The sequence below is a fragment of the Pontibacillus litoralis JSM 072002 genome (assembly GCF_000775615.1).
GTDB classification, from domain to species: domain Bacteria; phylum Bacillota; class Bacilli; order Bacillales; family BH030062; genus Pontibacillus; species Pontibacillus litoralis.
Genome location: NZ_AVPG01000035.1, coordinates 1 through 18,677, shown reverse-complemented (window position 1 = coordinate 18,677; position 18,677 = coordinate 1). Strand labels below are relative to the sequence as shown.

The window sequence follows — 18,677 nt, the reverse complement described above, 5'->3', positions numbered from 1 at the left end:
TAAAAAATTAACAGGTTGTTTACAAGTTGTTCTGTTCAGTTTTCAAAGATCAAATCGTTTAATCGCTTGTTTAGCAGCGACTTTATTAATATAACACTTCCTCTTAATAGAGTCAATAACTTTTTTGAAATTCTTTTAAGTTATTTCTCTTCGGCACTTCATGTTGTTGCTTTGTTTAACGCAACGTTTAATACTATATCATCTATTCTATCTATAATGCAATAGATTTTATATAAAAATATAAAAAAGCTTTCTTTTAGCTATGATTAACTAAAAGAAAGCTACTCTTTAAAAGGCTATTACTATACTAGAAATACAAAGTATCCTAAGAAGACAAAGAACAACACGTACATAACAGGGTGTATTTCTTTCACTCTACCTTTTAACACCATTGTGATTGGATAAAAAATAAACCCAATAGAAATACCTGTTGCGATACTATACGTTAATGGCATCATGAGAACAGTTAAAAATGCTGGTACGGCAATTTCAAATTGATCCCACTCAATATTCTTTAATGCAGAGGCCATTAAAACCCCAACAATAATTAAAGCTGGCGCCGTTACTTCTTGAGTTACTACCATTAATAGTGGAGAGAAAAACAACGCAAGTAAAAAGAAACTACCTGTTACGACAGCAGTAAAACCTGACCGGCCACCTGCACCAACTCCTGCTGTTGACTCTACAAAGGAAGTTGTTGTAGAAGTACCAACAACCGCACCTGCTACTGTTGCTGCAGAGTCCGCAAATAACGCACGACCTGCACGTGGTAATTTATTATCTTTCATTAAACCGGCTTGTGTTGCAACAGCCACTAGCGTTCCAGCTGTGTCAAAGAAGTCAACGAATAAAAATGTTAAAATAACGATCCACATTTCACCAGACATTAAGACGGACGGTAAGTTTTCAATGGCCGCCCCGAAAGTAGGTGCTACAGAAGGTGGAGCAGATACAAGCCCGCCACCATCTACACCAAAAGGATTCGGAATTAAGCCAGTTAGTATCCCCACGAAAGAAGTGATAATCATTCCGAAGAATATTCCACCTTTGAATCCTAGAGCAAGTAAAACAACTGAAATGAAAACACCGAAGATGGCTAACAAAGTAGTAGAAGTTGACAAATCACCTAATTGAACCATCGTCGCTTCATTACTTGCAATGATTCCCGCATTTTGCAACCCAATAAATGCTATAAATAAACCAATACCTGCTCCAACTGCGTACTTCAAATTAGCTGGTATTGCATTAATAATTTTTTCACGCATACCAGTAGCGGTTAAAACGATAAAAATAAGTCCAGAAACGAGCACGCCCGCTAGCGCTTCATCCCAATTAATTCCTTGTGTCAAAACAACTGTGTAAGCAAAGAATGCATTTAATCCCATTCCAGGAGCCAAACCAATTGGATATTTCGCAAATACTCCCATAATAATCGATCCTATAGCAGCCGCGATTGCCGTTGCTGTAAACACTGCACCTTGATCCATTCTTGTGACACCGTCTGGAAGTTCCTCAATACCAACAAGTGCTAACGTGTTAGGGTTTACGAATAAAATGTATGCCATCGCCAAGAACGTTGTTAAACCTGCCATAAATTCTGTGCGATAATTCGTACCTAATTCATCAAAGTTAAAATAATTTCTCATTCTGTTACCCCTCCCCCGTCGTAAGTTTCATAAAACCAAAAAAAGACTCTTAGCACTTAGCTTAGAGTCTCTTGCCACCTATAAGGAAATCGCTGATTCACTAGAAAAACCATAGTCAATCAAACAAGCAATTCACCTCGTAGTCGGACCATTTACGGTAGTCCGGTAGAAACTCTCAGGCCTTATCCCTAATATTATACGACGGTTTACATATAATTTTATGATCTATTGCATTCTCATTGTACTAAGCCTTGTTGAAGAAGTCAACACGAAACACGAACGATTATTAGTTTTTAATCATTAATTGTTCGCCTAAAATGTGCGAGCAATTTATGAAATTAAGAAGGAAGTCTAAATTTTAATTAGGATTTCATATGACGATCTATACGACTAGCATACAAATCTATAAGTGATTCTTATTGAATGCAAATATAAAAAATCTCCGAACACCTTGAAAGCATTCAGAGATCCGAACTGGAAATACTACTTTAGTTGCAAGTCTGTCAAACAAGTACTATCCTCTTCGAAAGTGGAGAAAGAGTACTCGGTTTGTTTATTTTGATAATTAACTTCTATTGTATATTGTTCATCTCTAGGTAACCAGAAATCCATAAAACCATTTTCAAGAGTCGTCACTGTCTCGTCAATATGAACCTTACCTTGTTCGTCTGTAATTTTCACATCCATTTCTTCACCTATTAATTCACCCTGGCACCCAGTTAAACTATGGAATTCACATGGATGCGTATACGTAAGATAAGGAGCTACTGATACAAAAAACTCGTCTTGCGGAAGATTATAAACATTCTCTTCCCCACCATCCTGAACAACAAGATTCTTACCATCTATTGAAGCAGATTCTACGGTATTACTAGCACTCAATTGCGAAACTAATTCTTTAACGTCTGTTTCACTTTCAGTAGAATCATTACTACAACCTGCTAGAATAACCATCACACTCAACAAAGCTGGCATCAAATATTTTATCATTTAACCACCTCCTACCATTTAATTATATCAAGTTTTCTTATTAAAGTATGTTCATTACTATCTCAATTTTATGAACCTAATAAATTACTTAGAGTTCTACCTGCTTTTAAAGCATGCATCCAAATTTTTTCAGAGGAATGACATGATTTTTTAGCTTTTTATGATAAAAACAAAAATATTTTTGAAAATAAAAAATGAGCGTTGTATCGATCCAAAATTTACTAACATAGCAATGATTAACATTAATCATTTTATTAATGACGTATACTTATTAAACTAGCTTTGCTCCTTTTGTGCCATCTTTGCTTTCCTTATTGTGTTCTTATTTGAATTAACCAAAATCACACCCATAATAATTACTATGGCACCAATTACATGATAGTAATAAAAAGGTTCATTTAAAATGAGTACACCCGAAAGAATAGTAATTAATGTCGCAACATTATTAAACACACTGACTTGAATCACTGGTAATTTTGAGACCGCATAAATTGTTAATAAGGATGTGCCAAACGTTGACAGAACACCTAAAAATAAAATGGAACCTAAATACGGCATCTCTGCCAATACACTGGTATACTCCCCGAATGAACCACCACTGATAAAATAAACTGCATTAAAGAAAATAAATCCAATCAGCAGGATATAAATTGTAATTTGAATCGGTTTGATGGTTCGTGTCGCTCTTCTAGACATTACTTGCCAGACTGCTGTTGCCAAAATAGATAGGATAATGAGCAGGTTTCCAATTAAATGAAAATTATAACCACCTGAGCCGTTCATCACCTGCAAGTAAACCACGCCGGCAATACTTAATATAATGCCTGTCCCCTGCATTTTTCGCACCGTTTCCTTCAAAAAGATGCTGGCTAATAGTACAGTAACAGCAGGTGCAATGGCTTGAATAATTCCTGCCTCAGTAACCGTTGTTTGATCCAATCCGAGTATTTGACTGCTGAAAAATATGATTGGATAGAATAAAGAAATCAACAGAACAATCATGACTTCATTTCGGTTTAACCTTAAATTAATTGGTCGGATGATAAGAAATATGACCAATCCTAAACAAGCAAATGTGAACCGCTGAGCCAATATAAGTAATTGTCCCTCGTAAGATAACGATATTTTAACAAACATAAAGGACAATCCAATAATAACGGAGAATACCATTGCTGCCAGTAATGCTTTATTTTTTCCCATCATTCTTCGCCTCCTTCTTTTTTAGAATAAAAGCAGACAAAGAAAAAAAGTGGTTTTATTTTTAGTTGTGTATCGATACACACAAAACAAAACAATAACGACAACACACGGATAAATGGTAGGTTAAAGTCAGAGAGGATGGGATACGATGAACAAACATCAATGGGTGACAGGTGAAATACTAAAACGGATTGACAAAAATATGTACCCAGAGCGACTGCCCTCTGTCCGATCATTAATGGAAGATTTTAAGGTCAGTCAAATTACCATCACAAAAGCATTGGAACAGTTAATAGATACGAACCGAATTTATGCGAAACCAAATGTCGGTTATTTTATCATTTCAAGAAAGCAAACAAGTGATGTATTTAACGGGGTCTATGATTTTTCTACAGCGTCAACATCATGGACAGATTTTCCGTTAGATAACTATGCCCAATGTTTAGAAACAGCTGTCAAAAATGAAAAAACAGAGTTATTTACTTATGGACGAACGACAGGCAATAAAGAACTAAAGTTGTGGTTTCAAAAACTATTGTCAGACGATCAAATTTTCACTAAAACAGAGCAAATTATGATTACCAGTGGCACGCAGCAGGCACTGCATATTATTTCGCTCATGTTAATGACACAAAATAACAAAATTCTAATTGAACAACCCACTTATCATCAAATGATTAACCTTGTCGAACGCCTGCCATTAAAGTATGTCACCTATCATCGAGGGTTTAACCAAATTCAATTAAATGAATTTGAAGCATCAGTCGCTGAACACCGCCCCGACTTTGTTTACTTAATGCCAAGACTCCATAATCCCCTTGGTACAACGATGAGTGACGCAGAAAGGCGAACAATTTTAGCACTGGCTGAATCCTTTGATTTTCATATCATAGAAGATGATTACTTAGGTGATTTTGAAGGCAACAACCGTTACCAGACACTTTATGAAATGGATACCAACCAACGCGTGATTTATTTAAAAAGTTTCTCTAAAATTATGTTTCCCGGCCAACGCTTGGGCATTGCAGTACTTCCAGAGCACTTGATTGATACTTTCCAGCGCTTTAAGGAGATTGTTGACATTCATACTAATTCTTTAAGCCAGGTGATTATGCAAACATTTATCGAAAGCGGACTGTATGCGCATCATAAGGACAAAATAGTGCTACGTCATCGACAAAAAGCCAACATACTACGCCGCGCATTATGTACTCATTTATCAGGTTATGCATTTAATGATAATCATCAAATGCACACTGTGATTAAATTACCGAAACACATTAATATGAATAGGCTTCATGATGCATTAATCAAACGACATATTTTAGTGGATGACTACAAAAGAAATTACTTACCTGATTACGTACACAATTATAAATTTCTCAAATTAAATACAACGAGCATTCCGGAAAATAAAATTCAGGAAGGTGTTCAGCTGATTCAGGACGCACTGAATGTCAGCAAACAACTTTAATCTCTATAGACTTTGTATCGATACAAAGTCTATTTTTTATTCTTACAATGTATTTATTTTCAATTACAATACATTTAAACAAGCATTAGGAGATTATCTTATATATGACTAAAATAGGCATTATTATTGGCAGTACACGACCTGGACGACAAGGTCCAACTATCGCAAAGTGGATATATGAAATCGCCACCAGTGAAAAAACAAAGATTGAACATTACAGCAGCAACCAATTTATGAAGACGACTTTTCAAAGTGTGCCATAACTGTGCCACACTATAAAAAAAGAATCCTGAAACCCTAGTAATACCAAGGGTTTCAGGACACCTATAATTACTCTCACTCTATTTTAATGGTTTGGAAGATGAAGCAACATCGTTGTTTTTAAAGGCTATTCAGTGTGGACGTATTAGTAAATGGTCTCCAGACCTTGCACATATCATCAATGAAAAGTTTGAGCTTACTTAGTCTCCATAACAAACTGTCGGTCGTTTATTTCAAGGTTCCATCAGCTTTAAAACCATTTACCGCTGGATTTATCATTGGTTAATTCCAAAAAAGATCGATTTTAAAAATCACACTTTTCCAACAACCTGTATATAGGATTTCTCTAATACTTGAAATACTATATATCATGCACAAAATGACCTCATGACCTTTTTGAGTGAGAACCTGCATAAACTTCAATATATTTTTCCATCTACTATATTTACTATTCCCTCACATTGTTTCGCAATCTTGTCGTCATGTGTTACGATTAAAACAGTTTTATTCTGCTCTTTATTTATCCTTTTGAAAATAGATAATACTTGCTCGCCCATTTCTTGATCTAATGCACCGGTCGGCTCATCTGCTAAAATAATATCTGGATTATTAATTAATGCGCGTGCAATTGCTACACGCTGCCTTTGTCCGCCCGATAAATTATATGCATATTCAGACGCTTTTTCCTTCATACCAAGTGTATCAAGCAAAGTTAATATTCTTTCTTTTTTATTGGCTTTGTTTTTACTATAATGAAGCGGGATTTCAACGTTTTTCATAACTGTATATTCTTCAATTAGTGCAAAATCCTGTACGACAAAACCAAAATGCCGGTTTCGTACAGCAGCTAATTTTCCTTGACTTAAAGATTGTATTTCTTGATTATTTAACTTATATATGCCTGCGGTTGGCACGTCTAGACAGCCTAATATATTAAGTAGCGTAGATTTCCCCGAACCTGATGGCCCCATAATTGCCAGCATGCTTTCTGCCTCTATTTTTAAATTAATGTTTTGTAGAGCTTTCACTTCATTAGGTTTAGATTTGTTATATACCTTTGAAATACCTTTCAGCTCGATCATTTATTCTTTTCTCCTTAATATATCGCTTATTTGAAGTTTAAAAAGTGTAATAAAGCTAGGAAGACATGCTCCTAAGCAAAGTAATAAAATTACTACTGAAACACCTAATACAATAAAATTTTGATTGGATATTATTAGAGAAATAATAAAAGAAAGTAACCAAACTATAAATATTTGTAAAAAAATCCGTAGTGCAATATGTTTCTTGGTCGCCCCACCAAAAATATGAATGCTAAATTCTCTCATATTCTTTCTAATAAATTCCAAAGTATTAATAATTACTAGTGTTGAAGCAAAAATAATAATCAATATTAATAAGAATAAAAACACACCTACAGATTCTTGCGTAGATTTTTCCATATACCCAGAAACGCCTTCCACACTATTAAAATTATAATTATATGTTTTTGAATGCTTAGCAATATCTCTCAATTCTTTTATATCGTTTCTATTCTTAAGTATAATCGTTGAATTTTCAAGATAGGTTTCATAGGCATAATTTCCATCCACAAACAAATTGTAAAATGTTGTAACATCAATTGGTGTTAATATAACATCATTTAACCCAATAACACCTTCTCCAAATGATACATCTACAAAAGTTTGTCCATCTTGTAAAAAACCAACAACTTTATATTTTTGATTATCGACGTCAGTAAATACATCATCAATATCCATATACTTTGCATATGAATAACCAAGCACAACTGGTATATTTTTATCGCTTACATACTCCCAACTCGCATCAAAAAATTCTCCTTGTGATAAGGAAAGATCAAATACATTTATAAAATTAGGTGAAACCGATAGCGTTTTATTAGCCAAAATTTTGCTAGGACCTTGCTCCACCTCGACAGAAAGCGAATTTTTAGGAATATCTTTTATCTCTATATAATTTTCAATATTCGCGAAACTTATATACTTATCATTTTTATCTATATAAGTATATAAATCTTTCATTATATTTTCTTCATGTTCTCCACCTACAAACTCTTCTTTCTCCACCATTGATATATAAAAAGCATTCGATGTATCAAATGCTTTCGATAAATGATAAAAGGCCTCTTGCTTTTTATATATCAAAGAAAAACATTCTGTAATCAATAGTATGATAAGCATAATTTGAATAAAAAATGAAATGAAATAAAGTTTTTTTCTCCAAATATCTCCCAAAGCAAATTTTAGTTGAACTGGCATTTTTACTACCTCATAATTTTAATTAATTGTTTCTTTTGGTTAATAAATAACATAGGAAAAGTGTATAATATATCCATCATAAAGAAGAGCACAACACCTACAATGATCGATTCCCAACGAAATACCGTATCATAAGGTAATAAATGAAAAATATTAGTAACTAAAAAAATGATTAAACTTGCAATCATGATACCTATGAATCGGATACTTAACATATTGAAGTAAATCCTTAGTAACAAACGGGTTTCACCTGCTCCTGATAATCGCCTAACAAACATCTCTCTTTTATACTTTTCTACCCATGAAAGTATAATAGTAAATCCAGAAACAAATAGAAGAGTACTAAATCCAAGGAATATAAGCAACGCGTACCTTTGATTAAATAAATTAGTTACCCATTCTTTTTCCACTTTTTCATAACTAAATTCAGGATCCTTATTTATTTTTTGTATTGCAGTTAATAAATCTTGTATGAGCAGTTCACTTTTTTCTCCAGCGTCAATATAGTATTGCCCATTCATTGGTTCTGTTGGATTGGTTTCTAGTGAAGGAATAATACTTGCTATTACATTAGTAAAACTATCAAGGTAACCGACCACTTCATACTCCATTTGATCAAAATAAAAATAATTTTCTCCATTTTTAGTGATTTGATCATCTTTATTCCAAACATTAATATTAGCCGAGTTTTTTTCTACATTGTATATAGATGAACCTTCATTTGAATAGCTCAAGCGACTATCAGATGCTGGTATATTCTTATAAAATGTAAAATGATTAACTTGTCTATTTAACCATGATAATAAATCTGCGTTTGTAAAGTATATTTCCGTATCATTTTGATTCAGATTAATTCGATACGTGTGTTTATTAATAGTATTTGTCATTTTTTCCTCTACAGATAAAATCATAGAAATTCCACCAGCAATAACACTAAATACAATTAACGTAAAAAAAAGAGGCAACCATGATTTTTTGATTATATTTAGTATCATATTTACCTCCTTCACTTTTTCATTCATGAAATAATTTATTCATTCTGAGAACAACAAGACTTTTGGACAGTACTTTATACGTTTTTAAAGACTACAAACTAAACTACCAGACTAATATCTCCAGCTATAAGAAGTTTTAGCTTTTTGAAATGGATTGTTAAATTTTGATAACTTCTTCGTCCAACCGCCCTTTTTTTTATAATTGTTAGCAGCTTTATTAAATTTGCCTTCTTTTAATCTTACTTTAACTCCAGTTACTACCTTTTCTTTATTCGTACCATATAAACCTGTTCCTTTATGACCTATAGTATTATATCCCTGAATATAAACTTTCGTACCAGACCCCTTAGAAATATGCTGGTGCCCCAACCCTTGTACTGCAATAGAACCTGCTGACAATATTACTACTGCTACCAATGCTGTAACGATAATTGATTTTATTTTTCTCATCAACAAACACCTCCAGATTATACCATATATTTTCTGTAATGTAAATATTTTTAAGGGGGAGCGGTACTAAATCAAATAAAAAAGTGTTATTCTAGTTAGTACTTAGAGGCATACAATGTTTATTATCCCTAGCTTTTGAAGAGTGATTATTTTAGTGCCTCTCCGCTATTTAGTGCAGCAATATTCCTTTGATATCGGTTTCCTGGCTCGTCAATTATGCTCCCTAAGCTATGTGTCAAACCGACTACTAAAGTACAAACCATGACATTTGATTGAATGTGACAGGAAAAGGTAATCAAAAATTATTAATGGAACAGATCACTTTTTCGACTGACCAAATACGGGTATAGCTTTTTAATTTTTTCACATGAAATCATCCTTTCCATAGAAAAAGCAGCCTGTACGAATAATAAGCTGCTTTTCCACTTACTGAGCATATTCAAATACACCATTTGACGTAATAAGAAAGCTATCCTTAATTTCTATATCACGCCAAAGGCTTCATAATCAAAATAGTTTTGTAGATTAGCAGGGACTTCTCCTTCATTGTATTTACCGAGATTATTTATAAAAACTTGCATTTCCATATCATTTCACTTCTTTTCCTTAAAATAGGCACAAAAAAAGCAGTAAACAATAATTGTCTACTACTTGATTCATTAGGATATTAGCTTAAATAGCGGCTTTAATTTAAATCTGAAACTAACATTCCATACACTATGCTGATCCCTTTATTGTTCAGCTGTTCAAACGACTCATTTCGCAACACAAATACTGACTCGTTTTCAAAAAGCGCCATACCCTCCCCTCTCGTAATTCCCCCAGGGGTATTGATGTCAAATATGAAAAGTCCCTCATTGGTAATTGCATCCTTAACACACTTAAAACAGCTTTCTAGAGCATTAAGATCCGGAAGATGGTTTAGAGCATCGGCAGTAGAGGTAAAAAGATCATATTTACTTGTTACTTCAAATTCAGTTACATCTCTCTCTACAAGTTTAACCTTATCCCTGTACTCATCTAAATTTTCTTTAGCCACCGCAAGCATGTCTGCGGAAATATCTATACCCATACCCTGGTAGCTATTTTCAGCAAAGTTCAATAAAAGAGTTCCTGTACCACAACATAAATCTAGTATCGTATTATTATTTGTACCATTTGACTGCTCATAATATTTTAGGATTCCTTTCCCCATATCTTTTGCTAAACCAGTTAAATATTGATCATAAAATTCAACAAATACATCCTTGTATAGTTCAATTAATGTCTCCCCATATTCAATTCAGATTGAGTATCTAGTTCTTTTTCAAACCAGAAATTTTCACTGACAGCTAAAGTTGGTTCTATATTGACTACTTGATGCCACCAGTCTCGTGGAGCATAGATAATCTCTCCAGGATATTGTGTCACATAAATAGGATTAGCTTTATTAATCAAACTTTTCTTTTCTATATCCTCTTTGTCGAACATATCTATGTCTCCATTGTAAAGGTATGGTGTATCTTCATTTGAGAAGAAAACCCATTTTTTAGATCCGAATATAATTGCATTCCAAGCATGTGTGCTATTAAAGTCTTGATGAAGTGGAGTAGCTGTATTTTTAGAGCCTAAAAAGAACCACTTAAGTTTCTGTTCTTTCTCATCTACTCTTATCGTTTCACGAGTGAAAATTTCAGGTGGTGTGTACGTTTCTTCTAAATCTCCCTGCCCCAATTCATTAAAGGCCCAATCGCAGTACCAATTATCTGGATTGTTATCAATATTCTCGATATAATTTGAAAGCATGATTTGTTTAAACGTCTTCACTCCATCTATATCAGACTTTCTGATAGTTACTTTTCTATCACCATATACTTTATCGATATAATCCAATGTCCAATCTTTTGATTTCCAATCCTCCATGCCTCCCGTAAGAATTACAGGTTTTTTGTCAGCGAAATGTTTCATAAACCCATCGTAAGTTAACTCTTTTAAGGAAACTCTTTCAATTTGCATAAGTACCCTCCTGTTTTTATTAAATATTTGTTTTTACTTTTTCATTACTATGCAGCGTCTTTATTTTATAAAATTTGAACAGAGTGAAACAAGAAATAATAATGGAAGCAACACCTATTACTGTTAGTATCAGTGAGATATCTGCATAACCTGCAAGAAAACCTATAAGTGGAAACGCTAAGAACATTAAGATTGAGTCAAGCAAACTTATGAGGGACAAAAGTGTAGCTCGTGTTTTCGAGTTCAACTCATCATTTATAATTTTACTTGAAACAACACCAACTGCTTCAAACATGCAATTGATAATAATAAAAGAAACCAATAAGAAAATGTTATTTATAGGAATCAATAAGTACAAAAATCCAATGGTTAAGAACGTTATTATTAAAACCTTTTTTCCAGAGTATCTATCTGCTAGTTGTGGAGACAGAATTGAAACCACTGCTTGAATTATAGCCATACCAGCAAACAATAGTGAAATGTTTTTCACACTCATGCCCTGTTGGTTCAGTAATTCCTGACCGTACATATAAAAAACTGACGTTATGGCAACAAAAGTAGATATAGATATTACTAAAAATCTGAATGCCCCATTAAAAGTTATAAATTCCTTCGCTTCCCCTACGATGTCTTTAATAGAAGATACACCCTCATCTCCAGATTCAACTATAGAAGGTGGCTTTAAAAATAAGTTAATAATCATGGCAATAATCTGAGTTACAATCCCTGCGACAAATACATAGTTCCAAGATAGTTCCGAAAGAAATCCTCCCATAGCCATCGATAGGGCCAAGGCCGTTATGACTAATGCATTATAATAACCAATTGATTTACCATATTTATGTTCCAATTTCTGTTCTTTTAATGAGTCATATAACATAGCCTGATCCGTGCCAGATATAAATGACAATCCTATTCCATAAAAAACATGCCCTAGAAAGAACAACCAAAAATCAGTAGATACTAGGAACACACTAAAATAAAATATTAGAAATATGTGTCCCAGAAGTAATGCTCTTTTTCTTCCTATTTTATCTGAAATGACACCCGTGGGCATTTCCATCACAAACATGGTAGCACTGAGTACGGATTGTAAAATTCCAATTTGAAAAAGTGATAATCCCATACTGCTTAAATATAAAATCCAAATTCCTCTTTCAAAGAAAAAATTCCCCATGAACCCAGTAGCATAAAGTATGTTTCTATTTCTCAAAATTAAAACCTCCTAAATTGCAATATTAAGTGCAACACCTTTAATGATTCTGCTATATAGGGGGAATTTGTTGATTGTGTGGCCTAGAACCGTGTCTATCTCCAATGTCCAAATTCTTCTCTTGTTTCAATGGATTTGGGACGTTCTTCAATACTCATGCCGTGAACCTTGTTGTGCTTGGAGAATTTTTTTCCTTTGGTTGAACGGCGGAGTTTCATTTCCAAATCCATATTCACAATTGTTAATTTTCCCTCGTCAATCCAGTTATATAACGTCTTTGTGGAGGGGATGTATTCAAATTGCTCCTTCCTTTTCGCAATGCCAACAACTGCATCAGGAGACCACTTCTTTTTCAGGATTTTCTCTTCCGCAAATTTGATAAATTCCCATGCCTTCATGATAGTGGAATGTGATCCGCAATGACGGCGATTCTCTTCATAAACACGGAGGAAAATACTCCGTATAAGGTTTGCGAAAGGTATCTATTTGTTGGACGCTACCTCGTTTCTTTTCACGTGATATGGTACTTACGTCGCGCCCCATTTTCTTTGCAATATTCCTCAGTGACAGTCCTTGTTCTAAATATGCGGCAATTTGCCCTCTTTCAATATCGGTTAAATGTGTATAGGTACGCTTTTTCATGTTAGAATGAATTTGAGTCATCGTGCATTCCCTCCGCATGTTTTGTGTTTTGGTCAACCTAAACTATACGCGGAATCACGATGACTTTCTATTTTTTAAGCTGTTGCACTTAATTATACAATCGACCAAAATTAAAACCTCACCAATTTACTAATTTTCATAACTCAACTCTGCTACGGATAATAAACCAATTCTGTTCATTTTAAAACCTTTTATATGTGGGTCTTTTAAATACTGAGATTTCCCTAGGAATAAAGGAATATAATGAGTAGTAGATTCAAAACATCTTATCAACTCATCTCTATTTCTATTGTTGTACAAATCAACTAAATTTCTTCTCAATGAAGCACTTTCAATATCATTGATAAAAAACTTAAAGAAACTCGATAAGTGATCATAATTTGGAAGAAATAAATGAAGTTTTATATCATATCTGGTCTTATCCATGGTAACGTATTCTTTGAAATCCTCTACCCTTGTTATCTTAGTTTTCAATTCAAGATTCTCAAGCATAATCTTTAATCGATCTACTAATATATGGTTAGGGTAATAATCAGCATAAATTATGCTAACGGTATTAGTATCACCAGAGGCAAATTCAGGATCTTGATCATAGGTTACATTTTTGGTGATTTCTCCTAATAAATTGTTAATAGGTTTTAAATTTCCATAAACATGCTTTGAAACCTCAGACCTCGGATATTTATACATAATTAGATTTTTTAAACCAGTGTTTTTACGGTTAATTTCAAAAGAATAGAGTAATGATAAATCATATTCCTGAAAATCCTCATAATCTTTTACCCATTCATTTTCATGAAAGAATTGCGTATTGCATGTAATATCCACCTTTCCCTGCAAATATAAATGCATGCTCCGATAAATATCTTGATTCAGCAAAAACGTTAATAACTTTACACTACATTCGGTGGTCAAATGATATCTATCATTTCTTTCCAATGATATAGACGTATCAGTGGTATGCAACATTTTGTAGGGTCCGGTATTAATGGGAATACCTTCTCCAGTACTCGGTACAAGAAATTGCCCCTCTAGTACATGCTCAAAGTAATCTATATCGTGCTCTAGTTCAATACACATATTTTTATCATCCTCAATGTGTACTCCTAACTGATCCACTTCTACAACTTTTTTTATGTAATTCATAGCGCCCTTAATGGGAAGTAACTCTTTTTTATAGGGACTACCATTTTCCTTGTTCAAATGGTACAGAATAGTATTATAAATATCCCGTGTGGTTGCCCTATAACTGTCATAGAGTCTTATAAAGTATTTCCCTTGGGAAATATTCTTTTCAATGTGACAGTTAAAATCTGAGATTAAAGGCTCGTACATGGTACTCGCGACTAGCTTACTGTTATAGTCTATCGCCATCAATGGGTTGAAATTGAAAGGTAGAGAGTCAATTTCAATAATAACTTCCTCTTTACTTTTTTTAGCTGTACGTAGATTTTTCATTCTTTTCCCCTTCAAATACTCTTATGTCGAATGATAAATTATTAAAATTCAAGGAAACCTGCTTTTCGTAAGCAAATGGCTTTTTTTCTATCAGATAAAGGATAATGTTATGGGCCATTAAAGATGAGATTATACTATTAGTAGTACCTATTGATCCCTTTACAGGAGAACCACTATAATATTTTTTTATTAACGGATCATTTACAGTTTCAAAAGCTATTTGTTTTTCATAGGAATAACGATCTAACAAAGGGCCGAAAGATCCACTATAAATACCTAATCCCCCAGTAATGAAGGGTATATTACGCTTTTTACAATATAAATAGATCTCTTCCGAAATGTTAAAAGGCTGATCTGCCGCATTAACAATAATATCAATCGGAAAGTCGTTTAAAATATTCAAGTCCTTATGACTGAGTATTTGTTCATTAAAAGTAATAACATTTGAATCCTTGGAAATTTGCTCAATGTAACCTTTAGATTCACTTGTCTTTAATTTTCCGACTGATTCTAAATTGTACGTATATTGCCTGTTAAGATTATGTAATTCAACTTTATCGTAATCAACTAAAATATAGTTTTTAACCCCTGCGGCTACAAGATTTTGGAGAACCACCCCGCCTACTCCACCTAATCCTATTATTGCCACGCGACAATCTTCCAATTTATTCTGAAGCATATTAGGGTTGTCATCGTATTGCTCCCAATAAAATAGTTGCCTTTCGACATGTTGATTTTTATATTTATTCTCCCAAGATTCTATCAAAGCGTTTATTGCATTCAACTTCTCAATTAAATTTACTACATCATCATTTGGGATACAATTCCTCAATTCTTCAACAGCAGTACCTTTTTTTAATAAATCTATTACCTTCATAATAGTGTCACTCTTATTGATTTTTAAAGCTTTTTGATGAGAAATTAATACGTCATCTAGCAACTCTAAAACCATTACACTATCTTTAAATTGAATCTTTTTCAATTTAGCTAACCTCCTACCCAATTGATGAGGTATGACGAGAATCTCAATAAAGAGAATCTCGTCAGCCTATAAACTATCAAGTACGATGAGTAAGCATTTCTGCAGTGCGATCTAGTTCTAGTTCTTCGATTTTCATTTTATGTACCTCCTTTTTAGTAATTTTATGAACATTTTTATGTTACCACATAATAACTAGAATTATCAAATAATTCTAGTTATTTAATCAATAAAAAAAAGGATAAAATTCCGTGAACTAATTTTACTTCTTGGAATAAAGTTAGTTTACGGAATTTTATCCGTTTAGGAAAATATGCTAGATTGGGTATTGTTATCTTATTTTTTGATCATCCAAGAGGCGAAATTTTAAGTATTGATTCTGTAAACCAACATAAAAAAACTACCGCCTAACTTTTAGGGATGTGGCCTATACTGTTAAAAAATGCATTTACAGAACAACAATTGTCGTCCTGATAATTATTTAGGGATATTTTTACCAATTTTAGACGTAGCATTCTTTCTTCACTTTGAAGTTATTTGGGATAATTTGCTCTATTTCTTTTGTTAACTTTCTAATCGATATTTCTACGATACTATCTGTAAGCGATTTAACAATTGAATGGATTATTCCTTCAGCATTCATTTTTTGATTGCTATAATTGATCACAAATTGCTTCCCATTTTTTCTCCATATCTACTTTTTCGTTATATATTTGTTGTAATTGGTTAATATCTTTAATTTCCAACAGCATACTATCCAACTCAGCAATTTTTTCTTCTAGTAAAAGCAAATCCTTCTCTAATTTTTCATTAACCTTAGTTTTATTTTTAACTAGTGATTGATTTCTTACAGCATTTTCGGTCTCTTTTTCTCCACTTACTTGAAGTGAGTCTTCTCTTAATTCTGATATTTTTGCCTTGGCCCAGTTATAGTCCCCTTCAAAGCAAAAAACATTTTTTGCTTCAATCCAAAGAATCTTATCAAATAGTTTATTGAGAAAATAACGATCATGGGTTACAGCTAAAATGGTACCTTGATAGTCTTCCAGTGCTTCTTCCAATACTTCTCTCGATTCAATATCTAAGTGATTCGTTGGTTCATCTAGGATGAGCAGATTAATGTCCTGGTACATCAATTGAGCTAACCTTAAACGCATTCTTTCTCCCCCACTAAGTTGAGAGACTTTCTGGAAAACCTTGTATCCATAGAACATAAACCTTGCTAATATATGTCTTGCCTCTCCTTCTGTTACCTTTACCTCATCCCTAAATGTTTCAATAACAGTTTCATCTGCAATGGACGAAAAGATATCTTGAGATATGTATCCTATTTTGACATTGCTACCTACATGAATATTCCCTTTATCTGGTTCAAGTTGATTAAGAATTAATCTAATTAATGTAGATTTACCAGTTCCGTTTTCTCCTATTAATGCAACACGTTCTTGATAAGCCACTTCAAATTTAACTTGGTCAAATAATAGATCTTCATCAAAGCTTTTCGAAACGTTAGTAAGCTTAATAACATCTTTTCCACTTCGATCTGAGATATTCATTTCTAGGTTCATTTTTTTACGATTAATTACAGGTCGATTTAACTTTTCCATTCTTTCTAGTGCTCTTTCCATGTTTCTTGCGCGTCTATGGAGACTTGCGCTTGGAGGATTGGCTCTGTTCGCCCAATCTCTTAACCGTTTAATTGCTTCCTTCATCTTCTTAATCTTCTTTTGCTGCTCCTCGTAAGATTGAAATTCTCTTAGAAGTTTCTCTTCCTTTTCTTTTACAAACTCTGAAAAATTTGTGTGGTAAGTAGTTACTTCTCCATCTTCCAAATCAAGTACTCTGTTAACAACCTCATCTAGGAAATAACGATCATGAGAAATAATAAGAACAGTTCCACTATAATCCTTAAGAAAATTACCTAGCCATTCAACCGCTATTAAATCTAAATGGTTGGTCGGTTCATCCAACAATAATAAATTGGGTTCTTTGAGTAGCATTAAAGCGAGACCAACTTTTGTTTTTTCACCACCACTTAATTGCGAAAAATTTTGATTGAGTAAGTGGTTAATATTTAAACCCCGAGCAATTTTTTCAATATTGTATTCAATCTCATATCCACCTTCTAGATTGAATTGCTCCTGTAAATCCCCGTACCCCACAATGAGATTTTGTAGTTTATCTGAATCCGTCTCTATCCCCATTTCTTCCTCCAGTTTTCTCATTTTATCTTTTATATGGAGTAAAGGATAGAATGCTGAACTTAATAGACTTTTTGTACTTGTCTCATTATCAAAATCTGGAATTTGTGTAAGATAACCGATGGTTGATCCTTTCTTCCAGTGTATCTGTCCAGAATCAGGTGTTTCCTCACCAGCCAGTAAACGAATTAATGTAGTTTTTCCGCTACCGTTTCTGCCAACTAGACCAATTCTCTCTTTTTCTTTTACCTCAAACGATATATCCTCAAAAATATAGCTTCCTCCATACATTTTAGCTACTTTATTTACGCTACACGAAATCATTATTATTCCTCCTCGAAAATAAAAAATTAGGAGAAGATATGTTTTTCCTTAGGTGCTAATTAATCTCACTAAGTTAAGTCGGAAATTAACTTTCTATTTTCACTAAAGTATGAAAATGCTCTCCTTTTAATCTTCCTACTATCATGTGGGTTAAGAGATATTTTTCAGTGTTTTATCCTGGTATTCAATTTTCAACTATAATAGCAAATTGTGCCTGGCAAAAGTAAGATAATATATTCCAGAGTCCAGCCATAAAAACAGATAAATGTAAAAGATTATCCCACTCAGATTCATTAAAGGCTATGTAAATACAAAAAGGATTGAATTTAGTAATTAATCCTCACAGGCTATACTATAAGGATATCCAAAAGAGGAGAAAATTACAATTACCGATTTTCATTTTAAATCTTCATTATTTACATCTCTAAAATAGACCTTTCTTATTCATTCTCCTAGTTTTCGTTATATTCATAAGCTCTTAGGCTTTGTCATTTCTCTTTCTATTCACTCGCCTCTATAAGTAAGCGTCAAATAGCCCACACCTATCAT

17 protein-coding genes, 2 pseudogenes and 1 riboswitch are annotated in these 18,677 nt (G+C 33.3%); of the genes and pseudogenes, 2 read left to right on the top strand and 17 right to left on the bottom strand.

What is annotated here, in order from left to right; genetic code table 11:
• Nucleotides 1-302: 302 nt before the first annotated feature.
• The 3 genes from N784_RS14900 to N784_RS14890 form a co-directional block, all read right to left on the bottom strand.
• On the bottom strand, nt 303-1,646 hold the full coding sequence (locus N784_RS14900) for an NCS2 family permease (protein WP_036836175.1): 1,344 nt from the start codon (nt 1,644-1,646) through the stop codon (nt 303-305).
• Nucleotides 1,647-1,766: 120 nt separating this feature from the next.
• Nucleotides 1,767-1,868, bottom strand: a riboswitch (purine riboswitch).
• A 261-nt stretch (nt 1,869-2,129) separates the two neighbouring features.
• On the bottom strand, nt 2,130-2,636 hold the full coding sequence (locus N784_RS14895; RefSeq protein ID WP_036836172.1) for a CueP family metal-binding protein: 507 nt from the start codon (nt 2,634-2,636) through the stop codon (nt 2,130-2,132).
• 276 nt (nt 2,637-2,912) lie between these two features.
• Nucleotides 2,913-3,839 (bottom strand): DMT family transporter, encoded by a 927-nt coding sequence (locus N784_RS14890; protein WP_084600295.1) that lies wholly within the window; start codon nt 3,837-3,839, stop codon nt 2,913-2,915.
• 145 nt (nt 3,840-3,984) lie between these two features.
• Between N784_RS14890 and N784_RS14885 the strand changes: the two genes are divergently transcribed.
• A complete protein-coding gene (locus N784_RS14885; protein WP_036836170.1) occupies nt 3,985-5,310 on the top strand; it encodes an aminotransferase-like domain-containing protein in 1,326 nt (441 codons plus the stop codon).
• A 384-nt stretch (nt 5,311-5,694) separates the two neighbouring features.
• Nucleotides 5,695-5,859: pseudogene (locus N784_RS17300) on the top strand (IS30 family transposase); the annotation flags it as partial.
• A 131-nt stretch (nt 5,860-5,990) separates the two neighbouring features.
• On the opposite strand, the gene N784_RS14880 reads toward N784_RS17300, so the two are convergent.
• From N784_RS14880 to abc-f, 14 genes and pseudogenes are all read right to left on the bottom strand, one after another.
• A complete protein-coding gene (locus tag N784_RS14880) occupies nt 5,991-6,653 on the bottom strand; it encodes an ABC transporter ATP-binding protein (protein ID WP_036836167.1) in 663 nt (220 codons plus the stop codon).
• Nucleotides 6,654-7,850, bottom strand: a complete 1,197-nt coding sequence (locus N784_RS14875; RefSeq protein ID WP_036836165.1) for an ABC transporter permease — start codon at nt 7,848-7,850, stop codon at nt 6,654-6,656.
• A 5-nt stretch (nt 7,851-7,855) separates the two neighbouring features.
• The gene (locus N784_RS14870) at nt 7,856-8,845 is read right to left on the bottom strand and encodes a hypothetical protein (protein ID WP_036836163.1); all 990 of its coding nucleotides are present in this window, start codon (nt 8,843-8,845) and stop codon (nt 7,856-7,858) included.
• 111 nt (nt 8,846-8,956) lie between these two features.
• On the bottom strand, nt 8,957-9,295 hold the full coding sequence (locus N784_RS14865) for a hypothetical protein (RefSeq protein WP_232306041.1): 339 nt from the start codon (nt 9,293-9,295) through the stop codon (nt 8,957-8,959).
• Between the two features lie 426 nt (nt 9,296-9,721).
• Nucleotides 9,722-9,837: pseudogene (locus N784_RS17205) on the bottom strand (antirestriction protein ArdA); the annotation flags it as partial.
• A gap of 143 nt (nt 9,838-9,980) precedes the next feature.
• A complete protein-coding gene (locus tag N784_RS16100) occupies nt 9,981-10,490 on the bottom strand; it encodes a class I SAM-dependent DNA methyltransferase (RefSeq protein ID WP_052127363.1) in 510 nt (169 codons plus the stop codon).
• A 65-nt stretch (nt 10,491-10,555) separates the two neighbouring features.
• Nucleotides 10,556-11,290 (bottom strand): cupin-like domain-containing protein, encoded by a 735-nt coding sequence (locus N784_RS14855; protein ID WP_052127362.1) that lies wholly within the window; start codon nt 11,288-11,290, stop codon nt 10,556-10,558.
• A gap of 19 nt (nt 11,291-11,309) precedes the next feature.
• The gene (locus N784_RS14850) at nt 11,310-12,503 is read right to left on the bottom strand and encodes an MFS transporter (protein WP_052127361.1); all 1,194 of its coding nucleotides are present in this window, start codon (nt 12,501-12,503) and stop codon (nt 11,310-11,312) included.
• Nucleotides 12,504-12,598: 95 nt separating this feature from the next.
• Nucleotides 12,599-12,901: a hypothetical protein gene (locus N784_RS14845; protein WP_084600294.1), complete on the bottom strand. Its 303-nt coding sequence runs from the start codon at nt 12,899-12,901 to the stop codon at nt 12,599-12,601.
• A gap of 37 nt (nt 12,902-12,938) precedes the next feature.
• Complete coding sequence (locus N784_RS14840) at nt 12,939-13,166, bottom strand: helix-turn-helix domain-containing protein (protein ID WP_036836156.1); 228 nt, start codon at nt 13,164-13,166, stop codon at nt 12,939-12,941.
• Between the two features lie 129 nt (nt 13,167-13,295).
• Nucleotides 13,296-14,624 (bottom strand): periplasmic substrate-binding domain-containing protein, encoded by a 1,329-nt coding sequence (locus N784_RS14835; RefSeq protein WP_036836154.1) that lies wholly within the window; start codon nt 14,622-14,624, stop codon nt 13,296-13,298.
• Nucleotides 14,602-15,606, bottom strand: a complete 1,005-nt coding sequence (locus tag N784_RS14830) for a ThiF family adenylyltransferase (protein ID WP_036836152.1) — start codon at nt 15,604-15,606, stop codon at nt 14,602-14,604. The genes N784_RS14835 and N784_RS14830 overlap by 23 nt, the downstream gene beginning before the upstream one ends.
• A 499-nt stretch (nt 15,607-16,105) precedes the next feature.
• Entirely contained in the window at nt 16,106-16,270 is a 165-nt protein-coding gene (locus tag N784_RS16720; protein ID WP_156965286.1) for a hypothetical protein, read from the bottom strand.
• Nucleotides 16,257-18,128, bottom strand: coding sequence for a ribosomal protection-like ABC-F family protein (abc-f, locus tag N784_RS14825; RefSeq protein ID WP_036836150.1), 1,872 nt, complete (start codon nt 18,126-18,128; stop codon nt 16,257-16,259). Before abc-f ends, N784_RS16720 begins: the two co-directional genes overlap by 14 nt.
• Between the last annotated feature and the right edge of the window lie 549 nt (nt 18,129-18,677).

Coding starts and splice junctions, on each gene's coding strand:
- N784_RS14900 (WP_036836175.1), bottom strand. CDS start 1,646: ATGAGAAATTATTTTAACTTTGATGAATTAGGTACGAATTATCGCACA.
- N784_RS14895 (WP_036836172.1), bottom strand. CDS start 2,636: ATGATAAAATATTTGATGCCAGCTTTGTTGAGTGTGATGGTTATTCTA.
- N784_RS14890 (WP_084600295.1), bottom strand. CDS start 3,839: ATGATGGGAAAAAATAAAGCATTACTGGCAGCAATGGTATTCTCCGTT.
- N784_RS14885 (WP_036836170.1), top strand. CDS start 3,985: ATGAACAAACATCAATGGGTGACAGGTGAAATACTAAAACGGATTGAC.
- N784_RS14880 (WP_036836167.1), bottom strand. CDS start 6,653: ATGATCGAGCTGAAAGGTATTTCAAAGGTATATAACAAATCTAAACCT.
- N784_RS14875 (WP_036836165.1), bottom strand. CDS start 7,850: ATGCCAGTTCAACTAAAATTTGCTTTGGGAGATATTTGGAGAAAAAAA.
- N784_RS14870 (WP_036836163.1), bottom strand. CDS start 8,845: ATGATACTAAATATAATCAAAAAATCATGGTTGCCTCTTTTTTTTACG.
- N784_RS14865 (WP_232306041.1), bottom strand. CDS start 9,295: ATGAGAAAAATAAAATCAATTATCGTTACAGCATTGGTAGCAGTAGTA.
- N784_RS16100 (WP_052127363.1), bottom strand. CDS start 10,490: ATGGGGAAAGGAATCCTAAAATATTATGAGCAGTCAAATGGTACAAAT.
- N784_RS14855 (WP_052127362.1), bottom strand. CDS start 11,290: ATGCAAATTGAAAGAGTTTCCTTAAAAGAGTTAACTTACGATGGGTTT.
- N784_RS14845 (WP_084600294.1), bottom strand. CDS start 12,901: ATGAAGGCATGGGAATTTATCAAATTTGCGGAAGAGAAAATCCTGAAA.
- N784_RS14840 (WP_036836156.1), bottom strand. CDS start 13,166: ATGACTCAAATTCATTCTAACATGAAAAAGCGTACCTATACACATTTA.
- N784_RS14835 (WP_036836154.1), bottom strand. CDS start 14,624: ATGAAAAATCTACGTACAGCTAAAAAAAGTAAAGAGGAAGTTATTATT.
- abc-f (WP_036836150.1), bottom strand. CDS start 18,128: ATGATTTCGTGTAGCGTAAATAAAGTAGCTAAAATGTATGGAGGAAGC.